This is a genomic window from Pseudomonas sp. NPDC088429 (assembly GCF_044753305.1).
In the GTDB taxonomy this organism is placed as follows: Bacteria; Pseudomonadota; Gammaproteobacteria; order Pseudomonadales; family Pseudomonadaceae; genus Aquipseudomonas; species Aquipseudomonas rustica.
Map to the genome: position 1 here is coordinate 25,172 of NZ_JBIVMX010000042.1, position 11,351 is coordinate 36,522.

General features: G+C 58.5%; 12 protein-coding genes. All 12 read left to right on the plus strand.

Going from position 1 to position 11,351, the window contains the following annotated elements:
- Positions 1–28 precede the first annotated feature (28 nt).
- The 12 genes from ACIP66_RS19430 (at position 29) to fliE (ending at position 11,298) form a co-directional block, all read left to right on the plus strand.
- Positions 29–955 carry a ketoacyl-ACP synthase III gene (locus tag ACIP66_RS19430; protein WP_053118335.1) on the plus strand — a complete coding sequence of 309 codons (927 nt, stop codon included), beginning with the start codon at positions 29–31 and terminating at the stop codon, positions 953–955.
- An 84-nt stretch (positions 956–1,039) separates the two neighbouring features.
- Entirely contained in the window at positions 1,040–2,329 is a 1,290-nt protein-coding gene (locus ACIP66_RS19435) for a motility associated factor glycosyltransferase family protein (RefSeq protein ID WP_400650076.1), read from the plus strand.
- Positions 2,326–2,592, plus strand: coding sequence for a hypothetical protein (locus ACIP66_RS19440; protein ID WP_053118338.1), 267 nt, complete (start codon positions 2,326–2,328; stop codon positions 2,590–2,592). Before ACIP66_RS19435 ends, ACIP66_RS19440 begins: the two co-directional genes overlap by 4 nt.
- 243 nt (positions 2,593–2,835) lie before the next feature.
- Positions 2,836–3,696, plus strand: a complete 861-nt coding sequence (locus ACIP66_RS19445; RefSeq protein ID WP_400650079.1) for a flagellin domain-containing protein — start codon at positions 2,836–2,838, stop codon at positions 3,694–3,696.
- Positions 3,697–3,769: 73 nt separating this feature from the next.
- Entirely contained in the window at positions 3,770–4,126 is a 357-nt protein-coding gene (locus ACIP66_RS19450) for a flagellar protein FlaG (protein ID WP_159812634.1), read from the plus strand.
- An 82-nt stretch (positions 4,127–4,208) separates the two neighbouring features.
- Positions 4,209–5,639, plus strand: coding sequence for a flagellar filament capping protein FliD (gene fliD, locus ACIP66_RS19455; protein ID WP_159812636.1), 1,431 nt, complete (start codon positions 4,209–4,211; stop codon positions 5,637–5,639).
- A gap of 129 nt (positions 5,640–5,768) precedes the next feature.
- Positions 5,769–6,167: a flagellar export chaperone FliS gene (gene fliS, locus ACIP66_RS19460; RefSeq protein ID WP_282353876.1), complete on the plus strand. Its 399-nt coding sequence runs from the start codon at positions 5,769–5,771 to the stop codon at positions 6,165–6,167.
- Positions 6,168–6,178: 11 nt separating this feature from the next.
- On the plus strand, positions 6,179–6,475 hold the full coding sequence (locus tag ACIP66_RS19465; protein ID WP_400650082.1) for a flagellar protein FliT: 297 nt from the start codon (positions 6,179–6,181) through the stop codon (positions 6,473–6,475).
- A gap of 172 nt (positions 6,476–6,647) precedes the next feature.
- Entirely contained in the window at positions 6,648–8,123 is a 1,476-nt protein-coding gene (locus tag ACIP66_RS19470) for a sigma-54 dependent transcriptional regulator (protein ID WP_400650085.1), read from the plus strand.
- Positions 8,124–8,233: 110 nt separating this feature from the next.
- On the plus strand, positions 8,234–9,445 hold the full coding sequence (locus ACIP66_RS19475; RefSeq protein WP_400650088.1) for a sensor histidine kinase: 1,212 nt from the start codon (positions 8,234–8,236) through the stop codon (positions 9,443–9,445).
- 5 nt (positions 9,446–9,450) lie between these two features.
- Entirely contained in the window at positions 9,451–10,842 is a 1,392-nt protein-coding gene (locus tag ACIP66_RS19480; protein WP_400650091.1) for a sigma-54-dependent transcriptional regulator, read from the plus strand.
- A gap of 126 nt (positions 10,843–10,968) precedes the next feature.
- Entirely contained in the window at positions 10,969–11,298 is a 330-nt protein-coding gene (fliE, locus tag ACIP66_RS19485; RefSeq protein ID WP_053118352.1) for a flagellar hook-basal body complex protein FliE, read from the plus strand.
- The last annotated feature ends 53 nt before the right edge of the window (positions 11,299–11,351 follow it).

The window sequence follows — 11,351 nt, forward strand, 5'->3', positions numbered from 1 at the left end:
TTGGGCTGTTTTTTATTGGGAAGCCGTAATGATTGGCATAAAAAGCATTGCGAGCTACGTTCCTGTAGCCGGCGTGGACAATTACGCACAAGGTGCAAAATTCGAAAAGGATGAAGAATTCATCCTTGGCAAAATCGGTTCGGCGTTTCTGCCGCGCAAAGACGCTGATCAAGAAACCTCCGATCTGTGCGTGGAAGCGGCCAATGCGCTGTTTGCCAGCAACCCTGAACTGAAGCGTGAATCGATCGACGCGTTGATCGTCGTCACCCAGAACGGTGACGAAGAAGGCCTGCCGCACACTGCCGCGATCGTCCAGGACAAACTCGGCCTGCCGACCAATGTCGCTGCGTTCGATATTTCCCTGGGTTGCTCCGGTTACGTCTACGGCATCTACGCGATCAAGGGCTTTATGGAAGCCGCTGGCCTGAAGAACGGCCTGCTGATCACCGCTGACCCGTACTCGAAAATCGTCGACCCGGAAGACCGCAACACCACCATGCTGTTTGGCGATGCCGCCACCGCCACGTGGATGGGCGAAGATCCGACCTGGGCGCTGGGCAAGGCCAAGTTCGGCACCGACGGTTCCGGTGCGCCGCACTTGAAAGTCACCGATGGCGTGTTCTTCATGAACGGTCGTCAGGTATTCAACTTTGCGCTGCTGAAAGTCCCGGCGCACTTGCACGAGTTGCTCGACGACTCTGGCCTCAAGGCTGATGACATCGACGCGTTCTGCATTCACCAAGGCAGCGCGGCAATCGTTGATGCCGTGGCGCGACGCTTCGAAGGCGAGCCGGAGAAGTTCATCAAGGACATGGTCGAGACCGGCAACACCGTGTCGTCGAGCATTCCGCTGCTGCTGGAAAAACACGTGATCGATTCCGACTGGCAGCGCATTGCGCTCAGCGGTTTCGGTGTGGGTCTGTCGTGGGGTTCGGCGATTATTTATCGTCCTTGAGCCACACAACGGCCGATACAAAAATAGCGCTCAAGGGTTAACCTTGAGCGCTATTTTTTTGCCTGAAACGGAGTGCGAGGCGTCATGAGCGAGTTTTTCCAGGCCAATGCCGAAGTCCTGCAACGACGCTGGCCGGCGCTGTTCGAGCGCTTGATGGTTGAGGACAGTTCGGCCATTGCCGCTGAGCTGACGCAAGGGTTGGGTTCGACGCTGAGCGTCAACGGCATTCAGCTCACCAGTCGCCATGACCGCACGCATGAGGCGCGGATTCAGGCCGCCAGTCTTCCGGACAAAGCGCAACTGCACGTCTACGGCACCGGCCTCGGCGATCTGCCCGGTGTGTTGCTGGAGCGCTCAAACCTTGATCGCTTGTACGTGCACATCCTCAATGGCGCGTTGTTTGCGCTGGTGCTGCAACTGATTGATCAACGGCAGTGGCTGGAAGATCCGCGCGTGGAGCTGTTTTATGCAGGCGATCTTTCCGATATCTGCACGCCGTTTTTTGCCCTGCCGGCCGAGATGCTGCTGGCGGATGACTTCAACGCGAAGATCCGTGATCGGCTGGTCAATGAAGTTCATCTGACTTTCAACAACCGCGAATTCGACGTGCAGTCGCCGATTATTCAGCAACGGTTGCAGGATTGTTTGCCGGTACTGCTGGGCGATGAGGATGTGGCGCAATTGTTCGGCACCTGCGCCGGCCGCGAGGTGTTTGTGATCGGTACTGGCCCGACGCTTGAGAGCCATTTCGAACGGTTGGCGGCGATTCGTCAGCAGGCTGACCGTCCATTGTTCATTGCCGTGGATACCGCTTATCGGCCGTTGCGCGAACACGGGATCGTCCCGGACATGGTGGTCAGCATCGATCAACGTATCGGTTTTCGGCATCTACCATTCGAGGAATCGGACGGGATTACTTTGGTGTACCTGCCGATGAGTGATCCCGATGTACTGACGGCCTGGAAGGGCAAGCGCTACGGTGGTTATTCGGCAAGTCCGGTGTACGCCGGTTTGCGCGAGCAACATCCGCGCGCGCTGCTGCATGTCGGTGGCAGTGTGATTCATCCCGCCGTCGATCTGGCGGTGAAGATGGGCGCCGCGCGCATCACGCTGTTCGGCGCTGACTTTGCGTTTCCCAACAACAAGACCCACGCCGGCTGGAACGACGGCGATCTGGGGCCGGGCGTGAGTCAGTCACGGCACTGGGTGCTGGACGGGAATGGCCAGCGCGTCGCCACGCAGCTCAACTTTCGCGGTTATCTATGTGTGCTGGAACGCTACATCGCCGCCCATCCGCACGTGCAGTTCTATAACAGCAGCCGCGCGGGCGCGTTGATTGCAGGCACGCAGTTCGACCCGGAGTTCGTGCAATGACCGCTATCGATAAATGCATGGATGAGTGCCGTCAGTGCGCTGGGTTGTTTCGTCTGGGCCGTGATGTCGAGGCAGCGCTGGTCATGGTTGACGTGTTTGAAGGCGCGCAGCAGGCGCTCATGTCGGCATCGACCGATGTCCAGCAAGCCTGGGCGACCTTGCTGACGCAAATCCTTGAATGCCAAGAGCGTCAGGACTGGTTGGGCCTCGCCGATTTCATGGAGTACGAACTGATCGAATTGCTGCAAAGCACGCAGCGCTGAAGGCGACCAACGGCGCTGGCCCGCTGCTTTGCGCCGCAGTCGATTTTATGACGTCATTTTTTCGTGGGTGGGGCGCGGCTAAGCCCTTGTTTTCTCGGGGGTGGCAGGGTGATGGCAAATTTTTTTCAAAAAGCCCTCAAGCAACCTGCAAACCCGACGATAACTATTACGAAGGTTCTCTAGGCCATACCCGGCGGTTGCCAGGGCCGGAAGCCGCAGTACCCAACCAACGAGGAATTCGTCATGGCTTTAACAGTAAACACCAACACCACATCGTTGAACGTTCAGAAAAACCTGAACCGCGCTTCCGACGCTCTGTCGACTTCGATGCAACGTCTGTCTTCCGGCCTGAAAATCAACAGCGCTAAAGATGACGCCGCTGGCCTGCAGATCTCCAACCGTATGTCCTCGCAGATCCGTGGTAACACTCAGGCGATCCAGAACGCCAACGACGGTATCTCCGTAGCTCAGACCGCTGAAGGCGCTCTGCAAGCAACTACCGACATCCTGCAGCGTATGCGTGAACTGGCTGTTAAAGCACGTAACGGTACCAACGGCACTGCTGACCAGACCGCTACCAACTCTGAATTCGCTCAGATGTCCGACGAGATCACCCGTATCTCGGCTTCGACCAACCTGAACGGCAAAAACCTGCTGGACGGTTCGGCTGGTACTGTGACCCTGCAAGTGGGCGCGAACACCGGTTCGGCTAACCACATCGACCTGGTACTGACTGGCAAGTTCGACGCAACCAGCCTGTCCGTAAACAGCGGTGCTCTGGTTCTGACTGGTACTTCGGGTACTGGCGCTGGTTCCGCTTCGGTGAACATCGACAACGCGATCACCGCAATCGACGCTGCTATCGCTTCGATCGGTGCAACCCGTGCAAACCTGGGTGCTTCGCAAAACCGTCTGACCAGCACCATCTCCAACCTGCAGAACATCACTGAAAACACCACCGCTGCTCAGGGTCGTGTACAGGACACCGACTTCGCCGCAGAAACTGCTAACCTGACCAAGCAGCAAACTCTGCAGCAAGCTTCGACTTCCGTACTGGCTCAAGCCAACCAACTGCCTTCCGCTGTACTGAAGCTGCTTCAGTAATTCCGGATCGAGTTTAAGCGGGGGAGTGCGCTTGTCGTGCTCTCTCGCTTTTTTACGTTAAGAGGTGATGGGCATGGACATGAGCGTAAAGCTTAGCGTGTCTTATCCGGCTCCGAAGCCCGTGGCCCCGGTGCCTGACAAGCCGTCAGAGACGCCAAAGGTTGCCAAGGCTGACGCTCCGGTCGCTGACAAAAGCCAGGATACGGACGATGCCAAGTTGAAGCTGGCGGTGCAGGAGATCGAAAAGTTCGTCCAGTCGATCAAGCGCAATCTGGAGTTCTCGATCGATGAGCATTCTGGAAAGGTTATCGTCAAAGTGATCGCAAGCGAGACGGGTGAAGTCGTTCGACAGATTCCCTCCGCCGAAGCTCTAAAGCTGGCAGACAGCCTGGCCAACGCCAGTCACGTGTTGTTCGACGCCAAAGTCTGATAGCTGGCATGAATCGTGTTTGTTCGTTCTCAGGACGCCGGTAGCGGTCAAAAGAATGGCAACAATCTGAAGGGAGATGCACATGGCAAGTCCAATTTTACCGGGTTCCGGACTGGGTTCCGGCCTGGACATCGGCGCGATCGTTACCGCGCTGGTTAACGCCGACAAGTCTGCCAAGCAGACGCAGATCGACACTCAGACGAAAACCAACTCGCTGAAGATTTCCGGTGTCGGTTCGCTGAAAAGCGCGCTGGCGGCGTTTCAGAAATCGATGACCGACCTCAACAAAGCGTCGAGCCCTGCGTTTGCCGGGTTTACTGCGACCTCCGGTACCCCGACCGTTTTAGGCGTTACGTCCGACAGCACCGCTGTGCCGGGAACCTACAACGTTGTCGTGAAGAGTCTGGCCACCGGTTCGAAAGTAGCCAGTGCCTCTTTCGCTGGCGGTACGACCAGTGCCATTCCGAGTGGTACTCTGAAAATCAGTCAGAATGGCACTGATTATCCTGTGACGATTCCGGCCAATGCCACGCTGCAAAGCACTCGCGACGCGATCAACACTGCGCAGGCGAGCAACGGTATTTCTGCCAACATCGTGACCGACAGCTCCGGCGCTTCGCGGCTGGTGATCAGCTCCAACAAGACCGGCGCAGGTTCCGACCTCAGCGTCAGCGGTATTGCCGGCCTTGAGATTGACGGCACTAAAGTCATGGGTGGGACACCGGCGGCGGGCGATGCCGGATCCGTCAACGGTGTCGCCAAAGACGCCGCCATCACCATCGATGGCTTGGCCGTGACCAGCAAAAGCAACACGGTGACGGGTGCAATCAGTGGTCTGACGCTGAACCTTGCGTCCATGAGCACTGGCGACACACCGACCGTTGTGACGGTTGCCACCAACACCACTGGAATCCAGACTTCGCTTCAGACGTTCGTCGATTCCTACAACACCCTGAAAAAGGCCATCGACACGCTGTCCAAGGCAACACCGGATGCGGACGGTAATCTGACCGTTTCCGCAGCGTTCACCGGTGACTCGCTGCCGCGCTCGCTGATGGCTGACATTCGTGAGCAGTTGACCGAATCTGGCCCGAGTGCGCAACTGACGGTGTTGTCGCAGTTGGGCGTAATGACCGACAGCAAAACCGGTCTGCTGGCACTCGACACCGCTGTGTTCAACAAACGAATGGACACACCGGGCATGGCTGGTCAGGTTCAGCAGATGTTCTCCGGCACCAACGCCACTAACGGTTTGTTGGCGCGCATGAGCAGTGCGGTCGACCCGTACGTCAAGACCGGCGGCCTGCTCGATCAGCGCAGCTCCAACCTGACCAACCTCTCGTCTAGCCTGCAAAAGCAGCAGACGGCGCTGGATCTGCATGTCACCAGCCTGACGGCAACGCTGACCGCAAAATACAACGCGATGGATCTGTTGGTCGGGCAGATGAAAGCAACGGCGAGCAACATCACGTCGTTCTTCAGCTCGCTCAATGCTCAGCAATCCGCGAAGTAACAGGTAAGAACGACAAAAACCCGGCTACGCTTTATCGGCGTGCGCCGGGTTTTTGTCTTTTCATTTAAAGTTTTCAGACTCGTTGGCGATACATTGGTTATACGAGTCATTGTGGCAATGAGGTAAAACATGAACCCGATGTTAGCCCTTCGGCAGTACCAGAAAGTCGGTGCGCACGCACAGACCTCCGAAGCGAGCCCGCACCGCCTGGTGCAAATGTTGATGGAAGGTGGCCTGGCCCGTATCGCTCAGGCCAAGGGTGCCATCGAGCGCAAGGACATTCCCGGCAAGTGCACCTCGATCAGCAAAGCGATCGGTATTGTCAGCGGTCTGCGCGAAGGTCTGGATCTGGAAAACAGTGCCGAGGCGCTGGCCGATCTGGACGGTCTGTACATCTACATGATGAAACGCCTGGCCGAGGCGAACATCAGTAGCGATCCACGCATTCTTGATGAAGTCGCCGGGCTGCTGACGACGGTAAAAGAGGGCTGGGATGCCATCGCGCCTACGCCTGCTCCGCAGTTCTAAAGGAGAGCACCATGAGTCTTGTATTGCAGCAAATCGCTGACACTCGTCAAGCACTGGTCAGTGCGCTGGCTGATCGTAACTGGGAAGCCATTGGCGAGCTGGATCTGGCATGTCGTTCCTGCATGGAAGACGTCATAGCGGAAGCTTCGCTGGACGAAGACGCGTTGCGCGATAATCTGGAAGAGTTGCTGCATGTTTATCGGCAGCTGCTTGAAGTGGCCATGGGCGAACGCCAGGCGATAGTCGATGAGATGTCGCAGATCACCCAAGCGCGGAACGCGGCAAAGGTTTACCATCTGTTTGGTTAATTAACCTTCAGTTAATCCAGAGATGTGCGCCATAAATTTGACTGTGCACGGTTTTTTGACTTAACTAGTGGCTGTTTTCAGATTTCGGGCGTCTACAGGCACAGAGTGTCCTGCAAGCGTCTCGCTTGCCCCCATTTTCGGGCATTGAGTTGACCAGGGAAGTTGCTATTGCATGTGGCGTGAAACCAAAATTCTGCTGATCGATGACGATAGCGTCCGCCGCCGCGACCTGGCGGTGATTTTAAATTTTCTCGGCGAAGAAAATTTACCCTGCGGCAGCCATGACTGGCAGCAGGCAGTCGGCTCTTTGTCGTCTAGTCGTGAAGTCATTTGCGTACTGATCGGGACGGTTAATGCTCCTGGCGCGCTTTTGGGCTTGTTAAAGACACTCTCAAGCTGGGATGAGTTCCTTCCCGTCTTGCTGATGGGCGATAATTCTTCCGTCGACTTGCCGGAAGACCAGCGCCGCCGGGTGTTGTCGACCCTGGAAATGCCACCGAGCTACAGCAAATTGCTCGACTCCCTGCACCGTGCCCAGGTCTATCGCGAGATGTACGACCAGGCCCGCGAGCGCGGTCGCCATCGCGAACCCAACCTGTTCCGCAGCCTCGTCGGCACCAGCCGTGCGATTCAGCACGTGCGCCAGATGATGCAGCAAGTCGCCGATACCGACGCCAGCGTGCTGATCCTTGGCGAGTCCGGCACTGGCAAGGAAGTGGTTGCGCGTAACCTGCATTACCATTCCAAGCGTCGCGACGCGCCGTTCGTACCCGTCAACTGCGGGGCGATCCCGGCAGAGCTGCTCGAAAGCGAATTGTTCGGCCACGAGAAGGGCGCCTTCACCGGCGCGATCACCAGCCGTGCCGGCCGTTTCGAACTGGCCAACGGCGGGACGCTGTTCCTCGACGAAATCGGCGACATGCCGCTGCCGATGCAGGTCAAACTGCTGCGCGTCCTGCAGGAGCGCACCTTCGAACGAGTGGGCAGCAACAAGACCCAGAGCGTCGACGTGCGCATCATCGCCGCGACCCTCAAGAATCTCGAAAGCATGATCGAGATCGGCACCTTCCGCGAAGATCTCTACTATCGCCTGAACGTGTTCCCGATCGAGATGGCGCCGCTGCGTGAGCGCGTTGAAGACATCCCGCTGCTGATGAACGAACTGATCTCGCGCATGGAACACGAAAAGCGCGGCTCGATCCGTTTCAACTCGGCGGCGATCATGTCGCTGTGCCGTCACGGCTGGCCGGGCAACGTCCGCGAACTCGCCAACCTGGTTGAGCGCATGGCGATCATGCACCCGTACGGGGTGATCGGCGTGGTCGAGTTGCCGAAGAAATTCCGCTACGTCGACGACGAAGACGAGCAACTGGTCGACAGCTTGCGCAGTGATCTCGAAGAGCGCGTGGCCATCAACGGTCATACGCCGGACTTCACCGCCAACGCCTTGCTGCCGCCGGAAGGCCTGGATCTGAAGGACTACCTCGGTGGTCTCGAACAAGGCCTTATTCAGCAAGCGCTGGACGACGCCAATGGCATCGTGGCGCGAGCGGCCGAGCGTCTGCGTATTCGCCGCACCACGCTGGTGGAGAAGATGCGCAAGTACGGCATGAGCCGCCGCGACGGAGACGAACAGGCGGAGGATTGACGCCTGTTTTTCAACTGCTTCATTTATAAGCAGTTTTTTTTAGGCACGGGTATTGCTACATCCCTCGCAACGTTCCGTTTAACTGACGGTCAGCCACGCGAGAGACCACAATGCCCCACGCCGCCCCGATCTCTTCTGCCTCCCGATCCGAGGCATCATCCTCGTCCGTAGAGCACGCCAGCCGGCAGGGTCTTGAGCAGTCGTTCGCGCTGTTCAATCAGATGTCGAGCCAACTGACCGACTCTTACAGCATGCTTGAAGCGCGGGTCACCGAGCTCAAGGGTGAACTGGCCGTGGTCAGCGCCCAGCGCATGCAGGAACTGGCGGAAAAAGAACGCCTGGCCAACCGTCTGCAAAACCTCCTTGATCTGTTGCCCGGTGGCGTCATCGTCATTGACGGTCACGGCATTGTCGTCGAAGCCAATCCGGCCGCGATCGAGTTGCTCGGCCTGCCGCTGGAAGGCGAATTGTGGCGCCACGTCATCGCCCGCTGCTTCGCGCCGCGTGAAGACGATGGCCATGAAATCTCTCTGAAAAACGGTCGACGCTTGTCGATTGCCACCCGCTCGCTGGATGCCGAACCGGGGCAATTGGTGCTGCTCAACGATTTGACGGAAACCCGTCATCTGCAAGATCAACTGGCGCGCCACGAGCGTCTGTCCTCGTTGGGGCGCATGGTCGCTTCGCTGGCCCATCAGATCCGCACGCCACTGTCTGCTGCATTGCTATACGCCAGTCATTTGACTGAGCAGGAATTGCCGGTCGCCACTCAACAACGTTTCGCCGGGCGCCTGAAAGAACGCCTGCACGAGCTGGAGCACCAGGTGCGCGACATGCTGGTGTTCGCCCGTGGCGAGCTGCCGCTGACCGACCGCCTGACGCCGACTGCCCTGATGCAATCGCTGCAAGCCGCCGCGCTGACCCATGTGCAGGATCTGCCTATCCGTTGGCAGTGCGACAGTCATGCCGGCGAGTTGCTGTGCAACCGCGACACGCTGGTCGGCGCGCTGCTGAATCTGATCGAAAACGCCATTCAGGCCAGTCCGGGTGACGTGCGCCTGAAAGTGCATTGCTACAACCGCGACAACACCTTGCGCATCAGCGTCAGTGACAGCGGCAGCGGCATCGAGCCCGCCGTTCTGGCGCGTCTCGGCGAACCTTTTTTCACCACCAAAGTGACCGGCACTGGCCTCGGCCTGACCGTGGTCAAAGCGGTCGCCCGTGCGCATCAGGGAGAATTGCTGCTGCGTTCGCGAGTCGGGCGCGGCACGTGCGCGCAGGTGATCCTGCCGCTGTTTTCCGCTGTACAAGGAGCTGAGTGATCGCCATGGGCATCAAGGTTTTGCTGGTCGAGGACGACCGTTCGTTGCGCGAAGCGCTGGCTGACACGCTGTTGCTGGCCGGGCATGATTTCCATGCGGTCGGCAGCGCGGAAGAAGCGTTGACGGCGGTGGCGCGTGAGGCGTTCAGTCTGGTGGTCAGCGACGTCAATATGCCCGGCATGGATGGTCATCAATTGCTCGCGCTGCTGCGCTCGCGCCAGCCGCAATTGCCGGTGTTGCTGATGACTGCCCACGGCGCAGTCGAGCGCGCGGTGGATGCGATGCGCCAAGGCGCGGCGGATTATCTGGTCAAACCGTTTGAGCCCAAAGCGTTGCTCGATCTGGTCGCGCGGCATGCGCTGGGCAATGTTGGCGCGTGCGAAAGCGAAGGGCCGATTGCGGTCGAACCGGCCAGCGCCCAGCTTCTTGAATTGGCGGCACGCGTCGCGCGCAGCGATTCCACGGTGCTGATCTCCGGCGAGTCCGGCACCGGTAAAGAAGTGCTGGCGCGCTACATTCACCAGCAATCCCATCGCGCCAATCAACCGTTCATTGCGATCAACTGCGCGGCGATCCCGGACAACATGCTCGAAGCGACATTATTCGGGCACGAGAAAGGCTCGTTCACCGGCGCCATTGCTGCTCAGGCCGGCAAGTTTGAACAGGCAGATGGCGGCACGATTCTGCTCGACGAAATTTCCGAAATGCCGCTGGGCCTGCAAGCCAAACTGCTGCGCGTCCTGCAAGAGCGCGAAGTCGAGCGCGTTGGCGCACGCAAGCCGATCACTCTGGATATTCGCGTGGTCGCCACCACTAACCGTGATCTGGCCGGTGAAGTGGCGGCGGGACGTTTCCGTGAAGACTTGTTCTATCGGCTGTCGGTTTTTCCGTTGGCCTGGCGGCCGTTGCGCGAGCGCACCGCCGACATCCTGCCGCTGGCCGAGCGTCTGCTGGCCAAACACGTCAATAAAATGAAGCACGCGGCGGCAAAACTCTCGCCCGAGGCACAGGCGTGCCTGACCGGCTACCCGTGGCCGGGCAATGTCCGTGAGCTGGATAACGCCATTCAGCGCGCCTTGATTCTGCAGCAGGGCGGTTTGATTCAGCCGCAGGATTTCTGCCTGTCCGGGCCGGTGATATTTGCCACATTGCCGACGCCAGCGCCCGCTGCGCCGGTGATTCGTGAAGTCGAGATCGAGGCGGATTCCGCGGGTGCCTTGGGCGATGACCTGCGCCGCCGGGAGTTTCAGATGATCATCGACACCCTGCGCAGCGAACGTGGCCGGCGCAAGGAGGCGGCGGAAAAGCTCGGCATCAGCCCGCGCACCCTGCGCTACAAACTGGCGCAAATGCGTGATGCCGGGATGGATGTCGAAGGTTATCTGTTCGCCACTTGATCCCGCGCAATGCTGTGAAATAGCTTTTCTGAAAAGGGTGTCCATGAGCTGGCACCCTTGTTGCTAATACCTGTGTACCCGCCGAGTGAGTGTCAAAAAATTGCGGGCCGCCCAAGAGAGTAGACCATGAGCCAAGGTATTGAATTTAATCGGTTGATGATGGACATGAAGGCCATGAAAATGGACGCCATGTCTTCGCCGAAGACCACTTCCGCCGTGCCGGAAATGGCCGGCAGCAGCTTTTCCGACATGCTCGGTCAGGCCATCAACAAAGTCAGCGATACCCAGCAGGCGTCCACTCAGTTGGCCAATGCTTTCGAAGTCGGCAAGACCGGCGTCGACCTGACTGACGTGATGATCGCTTCGCAAAAAGCCAGCGTGTCGTTCCAGGCTCTGACCCAGGTGCGCAACAAACTGGTTCAGGCGTATCAAGACATCATGCAGATGCCGGTTTAAGGACGAGATTGAGTCATGGCAGAAGCAGTCGCCGATAACGTTCCGGCCAAGGC

Excerpts from the sequence above, each read along its gene's own strand:
- ACIP66_RS19430 (WP_053118335.1), top strand. The coding sequence starts at position 29 with ATGATTGGCATAAAAAGCATTGCGAGCTACGTTCCTGTAGCCGGCGTG.
- ACIP66_RS19435 (WP_400650076.1), top strand. The coding sequence starts at position 1,040 with ATGAGCGAGTTTTTCCAGGCCAATGCCGAAGTCCTGCAACGACGCTGG.
- ACIP66_RS19440 (WP_053118338.1), top strand. The coding sequence starts at position 2,326 with ATGACCGCTATCGATAAATGCATGGATGAGTGCCGTCAGTGCGCTGGG.
- ACIP66_RS19445 (WP_400650079.1), top strand. The coding sequence starts at position 2,836 with ATGGCTTTAACAGTAAACACCAACACCACATCGTTGAACGTTCAGAAA.
- ACIP66_RS19450 (WP_159812634.1), top strand. The coding sequence starts at position 3,770 with ATGGACATGAGCGTAAAGCTTAGCGTGTCTTATCCGGCTCCGAAGCCC.
- fliD (WP_159812636.1), top strand. The coding sequence starts at position 4,209 with ATGGCAAGTCCAATTTTACCGGGTTCCGGACTGGGTTCCGGCCTGGAC.
- fliS (WP_282353876.1), top strand. The coding sequence starts at position 5,769 with ATGAACCCGATGTTAGCCCTTCGGCAGTACCAGAAAGTCGGTGCGCAC.
- ACIP66_RS19465 (WP_400650082.1), top strand. The coding sequence starts at position 6,179 with ATGAGTCTTGTATTGCAGCAAATCGCTGACACTCGTCAAGCACTGGTC.
- ACIP66_RS19470 (WP_400650085.1), top strand. The coding sequence starts at position 6,648 with ATGTGGCGTGAAACCAAAATTCTGCTGATCGATGACGATAGCGTCCGC.
- ACIP66_RS19475 (WP_400650088.1), top strand. The coding sequence starts at position 8,234 with ATGCCCCACGCCGCCCCGATCTCTTCTGCCTCCCGATCCGAGGCATCA.
- ACIP66_RS19480 (WP_400650091.1), top strand. The coding sequence starts at position 9,451 with ATGGGCATCAAGGTTTTGCTGGTCGAGGACGACCGTTCGTTGCGCGAA.
- fliE (WP_053118352.1), top strand. The coding sequence starts at position 10,969 with ATGAGCCAAGGTATTGAATTTAATCGGTTGATGATGGACATGAAGGCC.